Origin of the sequence: Clostridioides sp. ZZV15-6383 (genome assembly GCF_020657735.1) — a bacterium.
GTDB classification, from domain to species: domain Bacteria; phylum Bacillota; class Clostridia; order Peptostreptococcales; family Peptostreptococcaceae; genus Clostridioides; species Clostridioides difficile_D.
This window is the reverse complement of sequence record NZ_JAGWCV010000033.1, coordinates 12,585-32,180: the sequence shown is the minus strand read 5'-3', so window position 1 is coordinate 32,180 and position 19,596 is coordinate 12,585. Positions and strand designations below refer to the sequence as shown.

At 28.7% G+C, this 19,596-nt stretch carries 21 protein-coding genes; 4 read left to right on the top strand and 17 right to left on the bottom strand.

What is annotated here, in order from left to right:
• Nucleotides 1-302: 302 nt before the first annotated feature.
• Nucleotides 303-1,997: a M3 family oligoendopeptidase gene (locus tag KGF42_RS12595; RefSeq protein WP_227826437.1), complete on the bottom strand. Its 1,695-nt coding sequence runs from the start codon at nt 1,995-1,997 to the stop codon at nt 303-305.
• A 491-nt stretch (nt 1,998-2,488) separates the two neighbouring features.
• Between KGF42_RS12595 and yidA the strand changes: the two genes are divergently transcribed.
• Nucleotides 2,489-3,310: a sugar-phosphatase gene (gene yidA, locus KGF42_RS12590; RefSeq protein ID WP_227822365.1), complete on the top strand. Its 822-nt coding sequence runs from the start codon at nt 2,489-2,491 to the stop codon at nt 3,308-3,310.
• A 216-nt stretch (nt 3,311-3,526) separates the two neighbouring features.
• Here yidA and saoL read toward each other — a convergent pair whose 3' ends face one another.
• The 12 genes from saoL to nadA all read right to left on the bottom strand — a co-directional run bounded on the left by saoL (nt 3,527) and on the right by nadA (nt 13,171).
• A complete protein-coding gene (gene saoL / locus KGF42_RS12580) occupies nt 3,527-4,168 on the bottom strand; it encodes a MerB-like organometallic lyase SaoL (protein ID WP_255643319.1) in 642 nt (213 codons plus the stop codon).
• Between the two features lie 12 nt (nt 4,169-4,180).
• Nucleotides 4,181-4,933, bottom strand: a complete 753-nt coding sequence (gene saoA / locus KGF42_RS12575) for an ABC transporter ATP-binding protein SaoA (protein ID WP_227822367.1) — start codon at nt 4,931-4,933, stop codon at nt 4,181-4,183.
• Nucleotides 4,933-5,676: an ABC transporter permease subunit SaoP gene (gene saoP, locus KGF42_RS12565; protein ID WP_255643327.1), complete on the bottom strand. Its 744-nt coding sequence runs from the start codon at nt 5,674-5,676 to the stop codon at nt 4,933-4,935. The genes saoA and saoP overlap by 1 nt, the downstream gene beginning before the upstream one ends.
• Before the next feature lie 23 nt (nt 5,677-5,699).
• Nucleotides 5,700-6,488, bottom strand: coding sequence for an ABC transporter substrate-binding (seleno)protein SaoB (gene saoB / locus KGF42_RS12560; protein ID WP_308463834.1), 789 nt, complete (start codon nt 6,486-6,488; stop codon nt 5,700-5,702).
• Between the two features lie 13 nt (nt 6,489-6,501).
• Nucleotides 6,502-7,593 carry an ABC transporter substrate-binding subunit SaoX gene (saoX, locus tag KGF42_RS12550; RefSeq protein WP_227822370.1) on the bottom strand — a complete coding sequence of 364 codons (1,092 nt, stop codon included), beginning with the start codon at nt 7,591-7,593 and terminating at the stop codon, nt 6,502-6,504.
• Nucleotides 7,594-7,627: 34 nt separating this feature from the next.
• Nucleotides 7,628-8,086, bottom strand: coding sequence for a Cys-Cys-COOH (seleno)protein SaoC (gene saoC, locus KGF42_RS12545; protein WP_227826435.1), 459 nt, complete (start codon nt 8,084-8,086; stop codon nt 7,628-7,630).
• Complete coding sequence (saoE, locus tag KGF42_RS12540; RefSeq protein WP_227826434.1) at nt 8,079-9,164, bottom strand: efflux transporter SaoE; 1,086 nt, start codon at nt 9,162-9,164, stop codon at nt 8,079-8,081. The genes saoC and saoE overlap by 8 nt, the downstream gene beginning before the upstream one ends.
• A 17-nt stretch (nt 9,165-9,181) precedes the next feature.
• Nucleotides 9,182-9,439: a thioredoxin-like (seleno)protein SaoT gene (gene saoT / locus KGF42_RS12535; RefSeq protein WP_255643321.1), complete on the bottom strand. Its 258-nt coding sequence runs from the start codon at nt 9,437-9,439 to the stop codon at nt 9,182-9,184.
• A gap of 89 nt (nt 9,440-9,528) precedes the next feature.
• Nucleotides 9,529-9,861, bottom strand: coding sequence for a DsrE-related protein SaoD (gene saoD, locus KGF42_RS12530; RefSeq protein ID WP_054274375.1), 333 nt, complete (start codon nt 9,859-9,861; stop codon nt 9,529-9,531).
• A 264-nt stretch (nt 9,862-10,125) separates the two neighbouring features.
• Complete coding sequence (gene nadC, locus KGF42_RS12525; protein ID WP_227822374.1) at nt 10,126-10,962, bottom strand: carboxylating nicotinate-nucleotide diphosphorylase; 837 nt, start codon at nt 10,960-10,962, stop codon at nt 10,126-10,128.
• The gene (locus tag KGF42_RS12520; protein ID WP_227822375.1) at nt 10,943-12,244 is read right to left on the bottom strand and encodes an L-aspartate oxidase; all 1,302 of its coding nucleotides are present in this window, start codon (nt 12,242-12,244) and stop codon (nt 10,943-10,945) included. Before KGF42_RS12520 ends, nadC begins: the two co-directional genes overlap by 20 nt.
• A 12-nt stretch (nt 12,245-12,256) precedes the next feature.
• Nucleotides 12,257-13,171, bottom strand: a complete 915-nt coding sequence (gene nadA / locus KGF42_RS12515; protein ID WP_227826433.1) for a quinolinate synthase NadA — start codon at nt 13,169-13,171, stop codon at nt 12,257-12,259.
• 417 nt (nt 13,172-13,588) lie between these two features.
• Here nadA and KGF42_RS12510 point away from each other — a divergent pair, with 417 nt between their 5' ends.
• From KGF42_RS12510 to KGF42_RS12500, 3 genes are all read left to right on the top strand, one after another.
• Complete coding sequence (locus KGF42_RS12510) at nt 13,589-15,046, top strand: carbon starvation CstA family protein (RefSeq protein WP_227822377.1); 1,458 nt, start codon at nt 13,589-13,591, stop codon at nt 15,044-15,046.
• A gap of 221 nt (nt 15,047-15,267) precedes the next feature.
• The gene (locus tag KGF42_RS12505) at nt 15,268-15,696 is read left to right on the top strand and encodes a hypothetical protein (RefSeq protein WP_227822378.1); all 429 of its coding nucleotides are present in this window, start codon (nt 15,268-15,270) and stop codon (nt 15,694-15,696) included.
• A 59-nt stretch (nt 15,697-15,755) separates the two neighbouring features.
• Nucleotides 15,756-16,064 carry a DUF1540 domain-containing protein gene (locus tag KGF42_RS12500; protein WP_003430798.1) on the top strand — a complete coding sequence of 103 codons (309 nt, stop codon included), beginning with the start codon at nt 15,756-15,758 and terminating at the stop codon, nt 16,062-16,064.
• A 347-nt stretch (nt 16,065-16,411) separates the two neighbouring features.
• Here KGF42_RS12500 and KGF42_RS12495 read toward each other — a convergent pair whose 3' ends face one another.
• The 4 genes from KGF42_RS12495 to KGF42_RS12480 all read right to left on the bottom strand — a co-directional run bounded on the left by KGF42_RS12495 (nt 16,412) and on the right by KGF42_RS12480 (nt 19,596).
• Nucleotides 16,412-16,918: an NUDIX domain-containing protein gene (locus KGF42_RS12495; RefSeq protein ID WP_227822379.1), complete on the bottom strand. Its 507-nt coding sequence runs from the start codon at nt 16,916-16,918 to the stop codon at nt 16,412-16,414.
• A 59-nt stretch (nt 16,919-16,977) separates the two neighbouring features.
• Entirely contained in the window at nt 16,978-17,679 is a 702-nt protein-coding gene (locus KGF42_RS12490; RefSeq protein ID WP_227822380.1) for a hypothetical protein, read from the bottom strand.
• 218 nt (nt 17,680-17,897) lie between these two features.
• Nucleotides 17,898-18,968: a butyrate kinase gene (gene buk / locus KGF42_RS12485; RefSeq protein WP_227822381.1), complete on the bottom strand. Its 1,071-nt coding sequence runs from the start codon at nt 18,966-18,968 to the stop codon at nt 17,898-17,900.
• Nucleotides 18,969-19,020: 52 nt separating this feature from the next.
• Nucleotides 19,021-19,596, bottom strand: a complete 576-nt coding sequence (locus KGF42_RS12480) for an indolepyruvate oxidoreductase subunit beta (RefSeq protein ID WP_227822382.1) — start codon at nt 19,594-19,596, stop codon at nt 19,021-19,023.

The window sequence follows — 19,596 nt, the reverse complement described above, 5'->3', positions numbered from 1 at the left end:
AATTAAGCAATTTATCCTTGTGTTTTTTATAAATAGCTTTTTTCTATCTCTGTTGACTTAAGTATATAAACATTCTATAAAATTTGCAATAGTTTTTTTATATGTATTTTGTATACATTTTCACTTTTTTTTCCAAGTGTTGATATTACATATTTCCTGTATTTTCTTTTTTTTTAAAGTTCAAACCTTTTTTGGTTTATTTTATCAAATTGGTTAAAAATAAGACTATTTTTAAAACAAATATTTATTTTTTATGTATTTTTTAATTTTTTACATTTATACAATAAAATTCTCATAATTTTTTATAATTTGCTGTCATTTACTTCATCAAACCAGGATTTAACATCACCTATAATAGATTTAATACAGTCATCATCAAATGGAGAATACAAATTTCCCATACTCACAATGTCTAAAAATGATTTTGTTCCTCCAACTTTACAGATATTTATATAATCTTGCCATCCTGCATCCCTATCTTGAATCATTTTTTTCCAAAATTGTAATGCACAAATTTGAGCTAGTACATAATCTATGTAATAAAACGGATTTTTAAATATATGACCTTGCTTAAACCACCAACAACCTCTCTCTAAAAAAGAATTATCATCATACTTTCTATGAGGTAAGTATTTTTTCTCTAAAAATTTCCAAATTTCTTTTCTTTTTGACTTATCCATATTAGGATTTTTATAAACATAATGTTGAAATTCATCAACAATTACTCCATAAGGTATAAATTTAATTGCAGATGATAGATGAGTGAATTTATATTTATCTGTATCTTCTTTAAAAAATAAATCCATCCATGGCCATGTTATAAATTCCATACTCATTGAATGGATTTCACAACTGTCAAGTGTTGGAAAATTAATTTCCGGCATATCAATCCATCTAGACATATACAACTGAAATGCATGTCCTGCTTCATGTGTTAATACATCTATATCATCAGCTGTTTGATTAAAGTTAGAAAAAATAAATGGTGACTTGTAATCTGGTATATAGGTGCAATACCCTCCAGCTCCTTTTCCTTTCTTTGTTTCTAAATCCATAAGTTCATTTTCTAACATAAAATTAAAAAATTCATCTGTTTCTTCTGACAACTCAGAATACATTGTTTTACCATTTTGAACTATGTATTTTGAATCTCCCTTTAAACTTGCATTTCCTGTTAAAAATTCCACGCCTTCATCTATGTAACTTAAATACTCTAGACCAATCCTTTTAGCTTGTTTTTCATAAAGTTCATTGGCCATTGGAACAACATATTTTAATACTTGTTTTCTAACATTTTTTATCATATCTTCTCTGTAGTCACTTCTCATCATTCTAATGTATCCAAGCTCTACAAAATCTTCAAAACCTAGTTTTTTAGATATCTTATCTCTAACTTTAACCAATTTATCAAATATATCATCAAATTTAGACTCATTTTCTTCAAAGAAATTATAATACGCTTTATTTGCTAGTTCTCTCGTTTTTCTACACTTAGAATACATGAATTTCCCCATACCAGATAAATTTCTTATTTTCCCATCAAACATTATCTCAGCTGATGCTAAAAGTCTGGTATACTCTGAGCACAATTTATTTTCTTCCTGCATTTCACTTATTACTTCTTTAGAAAAACTTTTTAAAGAATAGTCTACTATTGTGAAAAATTGTTCTCCAAACTCTTTTGTCAAATCATATTTAAAATTTGAATTTACTATTGCATTATAAAAATGTGAATTTAATTCTTCATATAAAGGCATATATTCATCCCAATAATTTTTTTCTTCTTGGTAGAATTTATCAAGTGTATCTATACTGTATCTTATTGATGCTATGTTTGACAACGTTTCTATTTTATTTCTCAATGAATTAATCTTATGTATATTTTTTTTCTGCTCTTTATAGTCATTAGAGTTATTTATATCTTCTACACATCCCAAAAACTCTTTTTTTATACTGTCATAATTGGGTCTTTCATACTTAAACTCTGAAAATTTCATTTAAAACACTCCTTTACAACTTTATTTTATTATATTTATAGATATAGCTTTACATATCCTATGTAACACAGTTTTATAAATTATTATATATATATTAAATATTCTTTATATTGTAACCCTGTTGAATAATAACATATGATTAATGGAATTACAATATTTTATAATATAAAACTAATTACTATAACAAATTCTCATCAATATATTTATTTAAAACTTTTAACTCTACAAAATAGATTTACATTAAATATGCAAACGATACCATTATTTGTAATTAACAATTCTGGAGTTATCAAAAATAAAATTTTTACATTATCATCTCACATAAGTAATATTTTTATCAAAAAATTAATATTATTAAACTTTCTAAATTGCTTATCTCTTGATATAATAGTATACAAAACAAATCATATTTTCCACTGAAATTTTGTTCAACACTAGTTGTGTCAACGTTTTCACAGGAAAATTGAGTATATAATTTATTGGAGGTTGATATGTACAAATTAATCGCACTAGATATTGATGGAACAATATTAAACACACAAAAAAGGATTACTCCTGAAGTATTTGAATCCATTCAAGAAGCAAAAAAGGCTGGAGCTAAAGTAGTTATAACAACAGGTAGACCTCTTCCTGGTGTAAAAGGGCTTTTAAATCAATTAAATCTAACAGATGAAGGTGATTACGTTATATGTTTTAATGGAGCCATTATTCAAGAGGTTAAAAGTGAGAAAATTATACACGATGTAGAAATGACTTTAGATGACTTTGATTTTATATATAATAACGTTTGTAAAAAATATAATACTAAAATACACATAAATACAATGACAAATTTAATTACACCAAATGAAACTCCTGGTAAGTATACACTTCATGAAGCGAAGTTAAATGATATAGAAGTCAAATATATACAAAAAGATAAAATTGATGAATCTATTAAAATCTGCAAAATTATGATAGTTGATGAACCAGAAAGATTGGAAGAAATCATACAGCAGCTACCTAAAAATTTATTCAATAAATATACTATAGTAAGGTCTGCTCCTTTTTATCTAGAATTTTTGGGTAAAACTACTAATAAAGGAACTGCACTTAAAACATTATGTGCTAATCTAAATATACCTATAGAGAAGGCTATTGCTGTTGGTGATGAAGAAAATGACCAGCACATGATAAGGTATGCAGGTCTTGGTGTGGCTATGGGAAATGCACGCAATAGCATAAAGGAAATTGCCGATTATGTTACTGATACTAATAATGAAAATGGAGTTGCAAAGGTTATAAATAAATATATACTTAATAAAGCTATCTAATCATGTAAAAAACTAAAAATATTTTTTATGTTTAAATATATTTAATGAGAGTGTCTCAAAATGAACTTTTTAGTTTATGAGACACTCTTTTTTGTATGAAATCAAATATATTTTCATCATTTCAACAATGAAAAAGAGGCTTATCTCTATTTTGAGACAGCCCCATATCTATAACTTTTATCTAAAGTTCATTTTTAGTTTTTCATATATGTATATCTATAATAATACTTTTTGTTTGAGTTTAAATATTTTATAGGATTCTACTATTGCTTCATTAATATCTAAGCAATATATATCTTCATCATCTGATAATCCCGCTTCATTTGTCCAAGCATCAAAATCACTCTTCGTCCAGAAGAAATTCATTATATTTCAACAGCTAGCAGCCCAATTTGAATGCTTATCAAGATTTATATGAAGCACTCTTAAGTTCGGATTATTCACATACTCAATCTTTTCATTTTTTATAACTATTTCTATTTCTTTACCTGTAGCACTACAAATAGAGTTTATTCTTACATCTTGGTTAAATGTGCAAGAAGTTCCTATAGCATCTATAGCACACATTGCACTAAAACTCCGATTATCTCTCAAGGTTACTTTATGATTAGTTGGCAATGCTGATACAGGATATATAAAATTTATACTATCTCCATCAACAACCATTATATTTTTATCAATAAAATATTGTAGTGTATTTTTCATATATTGTTTTTCTGTCTTCAACTTTTTACTTATATATTCAGTCGCTTCTTGAAGCTTAATACTAGAACCCTTATCTATTATCATATCCATAATAGAGATTCTTATTTTTTGTTGTGTGTTATCCAAACTATTATATTTTTCTATTTGACTCATACCTACTCCTCTTTAAACCTCATAACACTTTGATAAAGTATCAGTTAATTTATTTTTGTACTCTTCATATTTTTGACTTCCTCTAATCCTAGGTCTTGGAATATCTATATTTATGTCATCAAGAATTCTTCCTTTATCTCTCGACATTACTATAACTCTATCACTCATATATACAGCTTCATCAACATCATGAGTTACCATTAAAGCAGTTATTTTCTTTTTTATCCATATTCTTTCTAGTTCTTCTTGTAAGTTTTGTCTCATTTGAAAATCCACAGCTCCTAATGGTTCATCCATTAGTAATACCTCAGGATTACATGCTAAAGCTCTTATCATGGCTACCCTTTGTTTCATTCCTCCTGATAATTGATGAGGAAACAGGCTTTCTTTTCCTTTCAAGTCTGACATAACCAAAAGTTCTTCTAACATTTCTTCTCTCTTTTCCTTTGGTATTTTCTGCTGTTTCATAGGAAATAGGACATTGCCTCTTATAGTTTTCCAAGGAAATAAAGCATAATTTTGAAATATAAAAGCTCTATCTATTCCCGGTTTTTTAACTTTTTTATCATTTATAAAAACGTCTCCACTTTCTGACTTTTGAAACCCACCTATTATAGTAAGTAAAGTTGTTTTTCCACAACCTGATGGTCCTAAAAGGCAAACAAATTGTCCATTATCTATATCTATACTTATATCTTCTAAAACCTTTGTATGTACTTTATTATTTACAAATGTCTTATTTATCCCTCTTACACTTAACTTCATTAATCTGCAAACCTCCATCTACAAAGGATTTTGTTTATAAACTTTAATACCCTATCTATCATAAATCCTATTAAAGCTGCAAATATCATAAGTCCAATTAATACGTCTGTGTGCATTAATGTTTGGGCTTGTACCATTGAGTAACCGAGACCGGCACTCGTAGCTATAAACTCAGCTCAGATAACAGACATCCATCCTGTGCTTATAGCAATTCTCGAACCAGTTAGTATATCTGGAAGAGACGCTGGAACGATTACATTTGTAAATATCACAATTGGTGATGCTCCCATACTTCTAGCTGCATTATAGTAATCTTTTGATATCGCTCTTACTCCCTGAATAGTGTTTAAAATTATAGGAAAAACCCCTGAAAAAGCTATTAAAAATATTGTTGGCCCATCTCCTATACCAAACCACACTATAGTAAGAGGAACCCATGCCATTATAGGAACTTGTCTTACAGAATCTACTACTGGGGATAAAACTCTTTCAAAAGTTTTAGAAAATCCCATAATAAATCCTATTGGAAGTCCAAACAATAGTGCATACATAAACCCTTTAAGCACTCTCTGTAATGTTATAAAAAGATTCGTAACTGTCTCTGCATCTGTTACACAATAGAAGAAACCTTTTATTACATCTACTGGCATAGGAAGTAACAAAGAACTCCCTATATCTTTTGCTGCAAAATGCCAGACTAAAAATATAATAACTAATAGTATTATTTTATATAAAATATCCATACTACCATCAGATTTTTTCTTAGTTAATCTATCACTTTTATCTTTAGAAATTTTAATTTCCAATTGTTTATTTCCTCCATATCTATATTTCTTATATTCTTGTACTCTTTTAATGCTTTCTTAAATGTAGCTTTATTATTTAAATCATCAACACTTTTATTGTAAAGTTTTATAAAATCACTATACGCTTTACTTTTTTTAAACTCTTTACTTACAACTAATACATAGGTATCATAATCTCCTAATTCGGTCGTAGATTTTCTTTTACCTTCTAACCCAATCGACTTTATACAATCTATTACAAGACCATCTACTAAATTACTTTCTAATCCATATGCTAGTGCAGTCCCTAATAAGGAAGCTATTTCCACATTCTTGTAGTATTTTTTCACTAATTCTGACTGGTAATCTCTATTTTGAGTAACTCCCATTTTATTAGGATTATTGTCACTTAATAGAAATATATCTGAATTTTGAACTACTGTACCAACAATTTCAAATCCACTATTTTTATTTACATACTGTTTTGCAGCATCTTTACATATGATTGCTATATCTATTTCCTCTGAACTCAGAGCCCACTGCATTGTACTTGCTCAGCAATCATTAATTGTAAAAATATCCATTATATCGCTTACTTTTATATTTTCAAAATAATCTCTATTTTCCATATAATTTATTACAAAACCAGAGGTATCATCGGATACCCCTATTCTTAATTTTCCTTTTATTTCTTCTTTATCTTCAAAATTAAAAAATATTATAAATATACTTCCCAAAATAACGATAAAAAGTATTATTATATTTTTTATATTATCCATTTATTTATAATACCTTTGCTTTCCAATCTTCATAGCTCATACCTTCAGGAAACTCTGGATTAACTTTTTCTTTTATAAATTTGTCAAAATCATCAGCTCCACAAGAATCTAATAAACTTGTATCAATTGTATCTTCATATTTAGGTATATCATCTAATGCCTTTAAATCCTTATACATTTGTAAATTGTTTTTATACTCTTCTCCTGTAACTTTCCAAGTAAGAGTTCTACCCTCTCCAACTGTCTTTTTATAAATAGTTCTAAGTGCAACTTCTTCTTCTACATTATAATATTTTGCAAATATTTTAGCTGCTTCAGCTGGATTTATATATATATATTCTATTGCTTTTGTATGGGCTAAAACCAATTTTTTTGCTAAATCTGGATGCTCTTTTATAAAATTTTTATTTAATGAAAATGAACAACAGTTATATTCTTTACCATTAGCTTTTTCTTTATATTGAGTAGAAGCTATTATTTTTCCTGCACCATCATTTTCAGCTACAGAACCCCAAGGGTCACAAGATGTAAAGGCTTGTATTTTCCCAGTTTTAAGAGCTAAATATTTATCTTTATCTGAATCCATATTTACAACTTCATATTTTGATGGGTCAGTTGGTATACCTGTTTCTGGACCATAATCACTTGTCCATAAAAAATCACTCATATCTGTTGCAATTTTTTTACCTATCAAATCTTTAGGTTCTTTTATATCTTTTGAAACTATTAAATATTCAGAACCACCAGTATGATTATTAGCTGCTATTGTTATTGGCGAACCCTTAGGTATAGCTCCCACTAGACCTTTAGTTCCTATATAACCAGCATCCATTTTCCCTGCTGCCATAGCTTCAGGAACTTTACCATTTCCAACAGTTTTTACATTAAGACCTAAGTCCTTATATATTCCTGCCGCTTCTGCTACTGGTCCAGCAGTCATATGGTCACAATTATAATACCCTACTGTTATCGTATAATCATCCTTTCCAGCCTTTGCTTCTTCCTTTTCTTTTGGTTTACTACTACATCCTGTTAGTATAGATGCTCCCATTACACTAACTAATATCAATGCTTGAATCTTCTTAGATACTCTCATCTAAAATTCCCACCTTTATGTATTATTTTTATTTTTAGCAACATTTGTCCATATCTTCACCAAATAAGTCAACAAACTTCTTACCTTCTACTCTGTAAATAGCATATCCTACATTACCATTTTTAGAACCTGAAACTATTACTTCTATTGGCTGCTTATCGTCAATATTTTTAAAGGTTATAGTTTGATTCTCTATAGGTGCTGGTATTGGTTTTGTCATATAATGGCTATTTTTATTAGAAACTACAACTACCATTTCATTTGAACTATTGCTTTTTTTATATATAACTACTAAATCTTTTTTCTCATCGTCATTTAAGTCTTCTTCAGCACAAGTTATTATATCTTCTTTATAATTTTTTCTAAAGTATTCTAATGTTTCTTTACTTACATTTGGAATAGAGGCATCTTCTTTAAGATTATCATCCAATATTTTTGATAAAACTATTAATGCAACTACTATACAGGATATTATAACTATCTTTTTAAGCATGATTTCCTATGACCTCTTTCATCTTTGGTATTATTGATTTAAGTGCAAATAAAATAATCAAAATCGTACACACATATTCAAAACTATTAGGTATATTTAACATTAGTTTATTTGCCAACTGTATAGAAGAATTTGTTGTATCTAAATTTACTGAATTGTTGTCCACTAAAAGTAGATTTGTTATATATCCAATTATTATTGAGGATAGTGTCAAAGTTACTGAATATATAATAACAGTTCTTTTTCCAATAAGTTTAAACATACTTATAAGTTCTGGTAAGTTTGTAGCTGCTCCAGCTATTAAAAATGTTATCGCTATCCCAGGAGCTGCTCCACTTGCAACAAGAGCTGCTATAAATGGGATATGTCCTACAGCACATACATACATGACACAGGCAAGTATTGCTATACTTCCAAGAGATAGTAAACCTGGGTTACCTAAATATTTTTGAATTATACTATCTGGAAAAATTGTTGTTATAAAACCTGCAAAAATCATTCCCATTACCACATATTTACTAATAGTAAGAGCTAACTCTCCAAAAGACCATTTAAGACCATCAATCATATTTTCTATAAAACTTCTTTTTTCTTCTTCTAATTCTATTACGTCTTCATCTGAATCACTATGCAAAGATAATTCTTCTTTCCCAAAACAATTTCCTAAAAATCCTACTAAAAACGGCACTAAAAAACCAGATATTAGATAAATGATTGTAACTTTAGGTCCTAAAAGACCCAGACAAAGAACTACAGCTATTGGATTTATTATTGGAGTTGATGTCATAAAAGCAAGTACTGGTCCTAAGTATGCTCCTGAATAATACATACTTATACCTAATGGAATTACCCCACAACTGCAAATTGGTAAAAACATTCCTGAAATAGTACTTTTAATCAACGAAGAAAATTTCTTATTTCCAAGTTGTTTTTGAAACCTTTTGGGAGTTAAAATATTATGAAGGACACCTGCCAATATAAAACTTATCATAAGCCATCCTGATGCTCCATTCAATGTAACTATAGAAGCTACTATAGTCTCTTTAACTCCGTTTAAAACAATTTCTAATATATTCATTTTGCTGCTCCTAATTTTTAACTATTATTTATAGCTTCTACTATTGCCTTTTCAATTGTATCTTTATTTAATCTATCATATTTCTTTTTTTGATTTATTATTAAAGTTCCTTTTGTTATAATTCCATATTTTTTTACATATGAAAAATCTTTACCTACTTGATATAATTTTATTTCCAATTTGTCAGTATACTTTTCTGACATTTTTTTTATAAACACTCCATGCTCATCACAAGACGGTCAAGTATTTATAAATTCAACTAAAATTTTAGACATTTATTCATCCCCTACTCTAAATAATTTTCCTTTTACTTAAAATAATCCACAGAAAATAAATTTTTCTATGGATTGTATGCTTCACTATTTTATAATGTTATAACTTGGTCTACACCTGCACTACCTAAACAAGCATATAAGTTTGGGAAACATCCAATTGTAGCTCCATCAACCAAATTATTCTCTATACCTCTCTCTATAGCACACTGATCACAAGCCATTATTATCATATCTGTTTTTTCATGTAATTTACTTAGTTTTTCTCCTACAGGATTACCTTTAGATAAAAATAAGGTGTTATCCATAAAGAAAAACATCCCTAAAACATCTACTCCGTGAGTTCCTTGTTCCAATTGTGGTATTATCATTTTGTCTAGAATTTTATGTGTATTAGTACTATTAAAAATATACGCTACTTTCATTTTTATTCCCCCTATATTTTTTACATTTATACAAAATTTTACATATACAAGTATATTATAAGTTTATTCTTATTTATCTGTAAAATAGATAATAACTATATCATCAAAATACAACATAGCATTTATCTATATATATTTAATTATTTTTTAATTTTCGTTAATTATAGTAAATAAAAAATAGATTACTTAAAGGTATATAGTGCCCTTAAGTAATCTATTTTTTATTTACTATATCATTAAACTAAATCCATTTTAATATAAAATTTATATATTTCTTAAATTTTTCATACTTATATCAAGAGCTTTAACAGAATGTGTAAGTGCTCCTACAGAAACAACATCCACACCAATTTTTCCTATAGATTCTATAGTATCTAAATTTACATTTCCAGAAAATTCTACAATTGCTCTTCCATTTATAATATCTACAGCTTGTTTTGCCATTTCTAAACTCATATTATCCAACATTATTATATCTGCTTTTGCTTCTATAGCTTCTTTTACCATATCTAAAGTTTCCACTTCTACTTCTATCTTTCTGACAAATGAAGTGTTTTTTCTAGCTAATTCAACTGCATTCTTAACACCACCAGCAGCTCCAATATGGTTGTCTTTAAGCAATATTCCATCAGATAAATTAAATCTATGATTGCATCCTCCACCTACTTTAACAGAATATTTATCTAATATTCTAAGATTGGGTATCGTTTTTCTACTATCTAACAACTTTGTATTTGTACCTTCAAGCTTTTCAACATACTTACTTGTAATAGTAGCTATACCGCTCATTCTCTGTAAATAATTTAATGCTACACGCTCTCCTACAAGTAATTTTCTAGTATTACCAGTTAATACAGCTATTTTTTCACGATTCTTTACCATATCACCATCATTTTTATATAATTCTACATCCACATCTCCAAGTATCTCAAAAACCCTCTTAAATACGCCTAGACCAGCTATTATACCATCTTGTTTGCAAATTAAATCTACAGTAGATTTAGAATTTTCATCCACAATAGAATTAGTTGTTATATCTTCACTTGGAACATCTTCTATTAAAGCATCCTGTATCATTCTATCAATAATCAAATAATTCATCGCCAAAATCCTCACTTGTTCTTTCAATTTCTTTTATAACTAATATTTTATTCTCTTTTTTTACCTGTTCTATATCTATATCCATATCTGGTATATCCATAAATTTAACTTTTATATTATCTATAACTGAGTTTATATTTTTAGCTGCTCTCTTTGAAAATACAAGCCCTTCAAGTAATGAATTACTTGCCAATCTATTTGCTCCATGAACACCTGTACAACTAATTTCACCAACTGCATACAAATTTTCCATAGATGTTTTTGAATCCAAATCTACATGTATCCCACCCATAAAATAATGTTGTGCAGGAGATACCTTTATATATTCTTTCGTTATATCTGTTCCTCTAGCTAAACATTCATTGTAAATGAAAGAAAATCTATTAATTAAGTACTCACTTCCTAGATGCGTTGCATCTAAACACACATAAGGCAAATTGTCTTTTTCCATTTGTTCAAAAATAGCTTTTGAAACTACATCTCTAGGAAGAAGTTCATCGACAAATCTTTCTTTATTTTTATTTAAAAGCTTAGCTCCCTCTCCTCTTAATGATTCAGATATAAGCATTCTCCTACCTTCACTATTCTCTTCATAAAATGCTGTAGGGTGTATTTGAATATACTCTAAATTTTCTATTTTAATATTATTTCTTAGGGCTATGGCAATTCCATCCCCTGTAAGATGTCTTTGGTTAGTAGAGTTTTTGAAAAGCCCACCAATTCCACCTGTAGCTAAAACTACTACTTTTGAAAAAACATGAATCTCTTTTTGGGACTTGAAAATTCTAGCTCCGATACATTTATTGCCATCTTTTAATATATCTAAAAGATAGGCATCTTCTATAAGAGTTATATTTTCTCTAGCTCTAGCTTCTTTTAATAGAGTCTTAAAAACAACCTCTCCAGTATTATCCTTGCTATGAACTATTCGATTTACACTATGAGCTCCTTCTCTTGTGTAATCTATCTCTCCATTTTCTTTGTCTAAAGGCATACCATACTCTACTATCTGCCCTACATTTTCTATAGATTCATCTGCGAGTACTTGAACTGCCTCAACTCTATTTTTATACTGTCCAGCCTTCATTGTGTCTTCTACAAAAGATTCTATATCATCAATATTTCTAGCAGTTGAAATTCCACCTTGTGCAAGATATGTATTGTTGTTTTCAATTGTTGATTTTGATACTACTAGTACATTTAAATTTTCATCTAAATTTAATGCACAATATAATCCTGAAACACCACTTCCAACTATTAAAACGTCTTGTTCTAAATTCATAAGTCTATCCCTCTATCCTTCTGCTAATCTGTGCATGTTAAGCAGTGAATTTAAAGCCTTTTCCATAATTTCATCTTCTACAATAACTTCATTTTCCATATTTTTAAGTGTACTGTATAGATTTTCTAATGTTGTCTTTTTCATATCTGTACATAATATTTTCCCACCAGGAATATAAAAGTTTTTATTAGGATTCTTTTTCTTTAATTCATGTAATATCCCTTCTTCAGTTGCTATTATAAAATCTTTATTTCCACTATTAGTAGCATATTTTATTATTCCTGATGTACTACCTACATAATCTCCTAAATCCCTTATCTCTTTTTTACATTCTGGATGCACTAATACTTCTGCATCTTTATACTTATCTTTTAACTCAATTATTTCTTCTACCTTTATATTGTTATGGTATTTACAATATCCGTCCCAAAATATAAAGTTTTTATCTGGAAATTTCTCTGCAATATATCCTCCTAAATTTTTATCTGGAAGGAATATGATTTCTTTATTATTTATATTTTCTAATATTTTAATTGCACTAGACGATGTAACGGAAACATCACAATGTGCTTTAACTTTAGCTGTAGAGTTTATATAACATACAACCAAAGCATTTGGATACTGTTGTTTTAGTTTTATCACGCCTTCTTCATCTACCATATCTGCCATAGCACACCCAGCGTTACTTACTGGCATCAATACAGTTTTTTCAGGTGATACTATCTTAGCACTTTCTCCCATAAATCTTACTCCACAAAATACAACCACTTCTTCTTTACAATCTCTAGCAATCTCACTTAAATAATATGAGTCGCCAACTGCATCTGCTAATTCTTGTATTTCTGGTGGTTGATAAAAATGGGCAAGTATTATTGCATTTTTTTCTTTCTTTAGCTCTTTGATTTGATATGTTAAATCTTTATCCATAATTGCACCGCTTTCTATATGTACTAGTGTATATACACCTGTAAACTCATTATATCACTTGACTATTCTTTCTTCAATAATTTTAGACCTCTTAATATTGTTAAGATATAGACATTTACATTATCAATTGATTTATCTTTTTTCCTTGTCTATTTAAACTATTTTTTATGTTTTTTAATTTTTTTGTAATATATTATCAGAATTTTGTTTATATTCTTTATTAGTATAATATTGAAAATTTTACTAAATACATGTATACTAAGTACATGGTTATGTATATGTATTTATTCCTGAAATTATATTAGTTTTAATACTTTATAGAATTTGTAGCTTGTCTAGAATTAAATTTTATATAAGCCTACACATTTAGACAATATGTATACAGAATCCAAAAAATTTTATAAATGGGGTGATATTATGACAACATTCTTAATCGGCTTGGCTATACTACTAATAGGAGGTGCTTTATACGGCGCTTATTGTGAAAAAGTATTTGACCCAGATGACAGAAAAACACCTGCACTTGCTCAAAGTGATGGAGTAGACTATGTTCCAATGAAAAAGTGGAAAAATAGTCTAATTGAGTTGCTTAATATAGCTGGTACAGGACCAATTTTAGGGCCTATCCAAGGTATATTATTTGGTCCAATAGCATTTATACTAATCCCAATTGGTTGTGTATTTGGGGGAGCTTTACATGACTATATGAGTGGAATGATTTGTATAAGAGAAAAAGGAGCACAAATGCCTTCCCTTATCAGTAGATTTTTAGGTAATAAAGTATTTCAAGTCTATAATATATTCCTTTGTCTTTTAATGCTTTTAGTTGGTGCAGTTTTTATTTACACACCTGGGGATTTAGTTGTTACTCAAATATTAAATATGAAATCAACTATAAATAATCCAGTTGTCTGGATAGTTTACGGAATTATCTTTCTGTATTACCTATGTGCAACACTATTTCCAATTGATAAAATTATAGGAAAGATATATCCAATATTTGGAGCCATTCTGCTTTTGTCTGCTGCTGGTGTTGGAATTGGTATATTTACACAAGGTTATGATTTAGCTAATCTAAGCATTGCAAATTGGAAGGGTATTCATCCTGAGGGAATTCCTCTTATACCTACATTCTTCGTTACAGTTGCTTGTGGTATAGTTTCTGGATTCCACTCAACTCAAGCTACTCTTATAGCAAGATCCGTTTCAAATGAAAAAGAAGGAAAGACTACTTTTTATAACATGATGATTTTAGAAGGTTTAATTGCAATGATTTGGGCTGCAGCTGCTATGGGTATTTACAATAAAGGAATACCTAAAGAATTAATAGGTTCTCCTGATGTAATAGGTTTAGTTGCAAGAGATTTACTTGGCTCTATTGGGGGTATCATAGCTATAATAGGCGTTATTGTTTTACCAATAACTTCTGGAGATACAGCTTTAAGATCTCTAAGATTGATGCTTGCAGATTACTTTCATTATGACCAAAAGGAAAAGAAACATCGCGTTATATTATCAATCTGTATATTTATTCCTGTCATAGCCATCCTCATATTTGCAAAGCTTAGCGCTTCTGGATTTAATATATTGTGGAGATACTTCTCATGGAGTAATCAAACTATTGCTATATTCGCATTTGCAATGATTACAGTTTACCTTATAATAAAAGGAAAGAATTATATTATAAGCTTAATTCCAGGCATGTTTTATTCTTTTGTTATATTCAGTTATATATTTAATGCTCAAATTGGATTTAATTTAAATATAAATATATCATATGTTTTAGCTGCTATATTTACTGTATTGTATGCTGTTTTAACTGTACGCTCTGGTAGAAAGTTAAAAAGCAAAGCAGATACCAAACTAGCTGACTAAAGTTAGGTAAAATAACATTTAGACTAAATTTTAATAAAAAATGATAAAAAATAGGCATCTCAAGTTAGAGATTGCCTCTTTTTTATTTAATACAGCAATAAATATTTAAGTATTTACTCCTTGTTGGAATATTTATCCTATATTTCTAATATAAATAAATAAAAGTTTTAAAATAATCTATACATTTATATACTTAAAATAAATTTTTTGGAGGAATACTTATGAATAATAAATTACATGAACTAGAAAAAAATCTACCAGAAACATCTTGCTCTTTTTGCACACATCTTTCATTTAAGGGGCCTAGCCTAGACTATAGATATGATATTAGATGTGTTATTTCAGATACAAAACCTGACTTTAGAGGATGTTGTGAATATTTTGAACCAGAATATACAGAGTTAAATACAGGAGATTTAGACAATTTATACATAAACTTTCTTGAGACATGCCTCAAGGTAAATTATAATGATTACATCAATTCTATGTACTGGAAGTTATTTAAAGAAAGAACTTTACTAGAAAACAATTTTAAGTGTTCTATATGTGGCTCAACTGAAAATGTTGATGTGTATCATGTTAATAAAAATTTAGGAAGGGAAACTTCCGAAGATGTAGTTGTTAAATGTAATAAATGTAATTGTAAATAAGTGTATAAAATTTAAATAACTTCACATAATAAGTTTAAATAAAACTTAGGAGGTTATTTATGAAAAATAATAATTTAAATTGTGCTGCTACTAATTGTGCTTATAATACTAGTGGATACTGCTATGCTGGTAGCATAAAAGTAGACGGAATGCAAGCAACTACTACAGAAAATACTTACTGTGCTTCTTTTGAAGACAAATATACGTCTGGAATAACTAGTCGTTCTAATGAAACTAACCAAGTTGACACAGATAACATTCATTGTGAAGCTGTAAAATGTAAATATAATAAAAATGAACTTTGTAAAGCTGAAAAAGTTCATATAAATGAAAGAAATGCAAGTTGTGAAACTTTTGAAATGAAATAAATTTCTTTTTATTTAAATTTATAGTGTTATAAAAATCAAAATGGAACCTATCAAATAGACGTCTTTATTAATGATGCCTAATTATAGGTTCTTTTTTAAAGCGAATCATAATCCATATATACAAATAAATTATTATTTTGATATATTACCTAGAAGTAAATTTAACACCCAAAATATCCATAAGGAACATAAATATTGGAACTCCAATTAATAATCCCCATACCCCTAAATAGTACTCTCCTACAAGTAAAATAATAAAAATACTTATTAATTTTTCATAAAACAATATTAAAATTTAGAGAAGATAAATTTTAAATACTCATACTTATACTGAAATCTGCTCCACATCATATGTTTAATTTATTATTATCTATATCAGATAGTAATTCGTATATTTCTGGATACTCAAAAAACAAACCATCTTTTAGCAATTGTCTTATTTCATCTGTACTTACCCATTTTATGTCACTTACCTCTTCTTCCTGTAAAATAGCTTTTGATATATCATACTCCTTTTTAACTAAATATACATCCCAAAAAGTATCACCATGAATCATACTCCTAAAAATCTTCATTTCATCTTTAGATATATCTATCCCTATCTCTTCCTTTGCTTCACGAATTGCACCTTCTAAACTATTTTCGCCAGAAACAATACATCCTGTTGTCATTCCCCACATGTTAGGTAGTGTCTTTTTATTTTTAGACCTTTTCTGAATTAAAATTTGAGAGTCGTTATTTAAAATCCATACTTCAACTGCTAAATGGTAATAACCTTTTTTAATAGAATTACCTCTCTCTATAACATTTCCTGTTTTAATTCCATCAGCATTATATAAATCCCATAACTCCATTCTAAAATCTCCTTGCCTTTACTATAAATTAACTAAACTACAAATATATTTTATACTAATTAATTTTGCTCATTTTTTATTACAATACTTGATTTACATTTATGCTCATCACTTTTCTTTTCCTTCCATTCTTTTATATCATCTATAATAAATCTATGTTTCAGCGATTTTGTATCAAATTTAAATATCCTAAATACTATTTGCAATACATATCCTAACCCCAATGCACTTACAAGTGTACCAATACCTACAGAACCTCCCAACAACCAACCAACAACTAGTGCTAGTATTTCAAGAATCGTTCTAACAAGACGTACAGATTTATTAGTTTTTTTCTGAAGAGCAATCATAAGCCCATCTCTCGGTCCACTTCCAAGACAAACACCTAAATATAGAAAACTTGCTATTGCTGCCAAAATAATTCCTATAACAACCATAAATACACCTACATAAGTGTTACTTGCATGAGGTATCACTCCAGAAAACATTACTAAATCAATAAAAATTCCTATAAATGTCATGTTAAGTAAAGTACCCCATCCTATATTCTCACCAAAAACTGCATCCAATATAACGATTATAACTCCTGCCATTATAGAAGCCTGACCTATAGTTATACCTAGCTTTATAGATAAACCTTGATGAAGTACATCCCAAGGCATAAGACCTACATGTGCATTAACCATAAGCACAGAAGAAATTGCAAATATAAAGAAACCTGAAAATAATCTTATCATACTTTTTAAATTTATTTTTCCCATCAAAAATCACTCCTTATAATAATAATAACAATAAATACCAATAAAATATATATATAAATACGAAATTTTACAGAATTCTTCATTAGCTTAAGATAAAATTTTAATTATAAAAAAGTGGTAATCCACATTTTATACATTTTCACCTATACTCTAAGCTTTCGTGTATAAAAAACGGATATACCACTTTTTTAGTATATAAACATTTTTAGTTTTTCTTATTAATTTTCACTATAAACTCTAGCTTCTTCTTCTCCATTTAGTACTCTTAGAGTTCCAAAAGCAAGTGATTCCAACTCATTTTCTCCTGCCATAATTTCTACAGGTGCTATAAATTCAACTTTCTTTTTGACCATTGAAGTAAACATTTCAGAATATGCAATTCCACCTGTTATAATTATAGCATCTACTTTTCCATCTACTACAGTTGCCAACTCTCCAATACCTTTTGCCAATTGATAAGCCATTGCTTCATAAATAATTTTTGCTTCTTGATTTCCTTCTGCTATCATTTTTTCAACTTCTCTAGCATCTACAGTATTTAAGTATGAAACTATACCACCTTTACCTCTTATCTTTTTAGTCATTTCTCTTTCTGAATATTGACCTGAATAACAAACAGCCACTAATTTTGTGGCAGGTACTCTTCCTGACCTTTCTGGAGAAAATGGTCCTTCATCATCAGATAGCATATCAACCATTCTTCCTTTTTCATGAAGATAAATACTTACTCCTCCACCAATATGAGCTACTATTAAGTTTAAGCTCTTATAATCTTTTCCATTATCTTTAGCATATTTCAAAGCCATGGCTCTAGTATTCAATGCGTGCCCTGCACTTGCTCTATCCATCCCACAAAGACCAGATATTCTTGCTACATCTATTAGCTCATCTACTGCAACAGAATCATAAATATATGAGTTTATTCCAAGAGGTTCTGATATTGCATGTGCAACAACAGCTCCTAAATTTGAGGCATGTTCAAGCACGGGTCTATGTCTAAGTACATCAATCATTTCTTCATTTACTAAATATGCTCCTGATTTTACTGGTGGTAAAACTCCACCTCTTCCTACTATTGCACTAAGAGATTTTAAATCTATACTATTTTCTTTAAGAATATTCAAAACTGCTTCTTTACGCATTTCAAATTGGTCTTGTATTGTATTATATTTTGCAATCTCTTCAGCTGGATGGTCTATTGTCTTCACAAGAATTTGTTCTTCTCCATCATATACTGCTATTTTTGTAGAAGTAGAACCTGGATTTATGGCTAATATTCTGTAAGTCATAATTTTCTTCCTTTCACCTTAATTTCTATAGTCTATTTATATCTATTATAAACTATTTGCTAACCATTTCCATACCTTCATGGAAAGCTTTTATATTTAATTCAACAAATTTTGGTTTAACATTTTCACTTATAATTTTTTCCCAATCAATAGACTCTAGTTGCATAGATTTAACTAGACATCCTAATAAAATAACATTCATTATTTTTGAATTTCCTAATTCTTCAGCTTTATCAGCAGCATTTATAACTTTTGCATTTAATCTATTCAACTCTGCATCTATATCACTCTCTAGATATTCAGCTCCTCCGATTAAAACAGTCATAGAGTCTATTCTATGATTATTTACTAAAGCTTTTCCTTCTGGTCTTAAATAATTGAACCATCTTAAAGCTTCCATCTTTTCAAAAGATACTAATATATCTGCTCCACCAATTTCTATAACCGGAGAATGGACACAGTCTCCATATCTAACTTGTGAAGAAACTGAACCGCCTCTTTGACTCATTCCATGTATTTCACTCATTTTTACATCATATCCAGCTTCCATCAATCCCATAGTTAATAATTTACTAGCAAGTATAGTTCCTTGACCTCCTACACCTACCAAAAGTATACTCTTAGTCAT